Source organism: Bifidobacterium sp. LH_730, from assembly GCF_056355835.1.
On the sequence record NZ_JBKETB010000039.1, the window covers coordinates 1 to 804 of the forward strand.

Genomic DNA, 804 nt, shown 5'->3' on the forward strand with positions numbered 1-804 from the left:
GCGGTGTAGTGTTCGTGCAGGCCGAGGCCAAGGCCTCCGGCGATGGGGAACACGTAGGTGGTCGCGTTCGGCGCTTCCTGCCTGATCTTGTTCAGCAACTGGGTGCAGGCCGGCCCGCAGTCCACGTTGTTGTCGTTCACGCCGCCGATGACCAGCACCAAGTCCACGTCGGCCTTGTCGGTCACGTTGTCCCATTGCTTGGGGAACGTGGTGGTTCCGACGGTGTAGCCGCTGCCGGACACGGCCACGTTCTGCACGTCGCTGATTCCGAGGTTTGAGCAGATCACGTCTCCGATGCCCTGCCCGGCGTGCTCCGTGTTGCTGTAATAGCCCTTGGATAGGCTGTCGCCGATGATCACGGCCTTGTGCCATCTGCGCCCGGCGTTCATCCACTGGTCGAGCGCCGCGCCGGTCTTGGAATCGGTGGCGGTGATGTTGGCGGCCATGTTGCTGTCGGCGAGGGTTCCGGCCTGCGCGGCGGCCTCCTTCGCCGCCTGCGCGCTGGCGGCGGCCTGTGTGGCGGCTTCGTCCACGCGCGCGGTGATCTCGGCGGGAAGGTCGTCTATGTTGTCGTCGATCGATTCGGCCATGGCCTTGAACTGCTGGCTGGCGTAGCGCACGAGGTCGGTGCCGGCCGGGTAGCGGATGCCGTGGCGTGGCGTGGTGGGCATGGCCGTGGGGTCGAAGGTTTCGTTTGCCATGTGTTGCTCCTTACTGCTCGAAGTAGGTGATTTGCGAGAACTCGCCCCATGTGAACTCGGGCATGGCTTGCCATGCCATGCCGATGGGGTTCAGGTCGTCCCA

General features: G+C 64.9%; 1 protein-coding gene. It reads right to left on the reverse strand.

Going from position 1 to position 804, the window contains the following annotated elements; all coding sequences use genetic code 11:
- Nucleotides 1–701 (reverse strand): SGNH/GDSL hydrolase family protein (locus AC1AUD_RS13720; RefSeq protein ID WP_476574936.1); only part of this gene is annotated, 701 nt, incomplete at its 3' end.
- Between the last annotated feature and the right edge of the window lie 103 nt (nt 702–804).